Below are 255 nucleotides of genomic sequence, written 5' to 3' on the forward strand. Positions count from 1 at the left end.
TGCTCGTGGCTCCCTTTATCCCGAAGTTACAGGGTTAATTTGCCGAGTTCCTTAGCCGTGATTCACTCGAGCGCCTTAGAATATTCTTCTCGACCACCTGTGTCGGTTTACGGTACGGGTTACTTATTAGTTATACACGCCTAGACTTTTCTTGGAAGTTTACTCACTACACTCGTTTTGGCATTGCTGCCGCCTCTCAAAGACACTATTCCGTCAGTATCTGGTAACCTGTAATCTCCGTCATCTATTTGCCCA

1 rRNA gene is annotated in these 255 nt (G+C 46.3%); it reads right to left on the reverse strand.

The annotated features are described in order from the left end of the window. Positions 1-255: ribosomal RNA gene (locus U0R10_RS11420) — 23S ribosomal RNA — on the reverse strand; the annotation flags it as partial.

It is taken from the genome of Aquirufa avitistagni, from assembly GCF_042715545.1.
GTDB lineage: Bacteria > Bacteroidota > Bacteroidia > Cytophagales > Spirosomataceae > Aquirufa > Aquirufa avitistagni.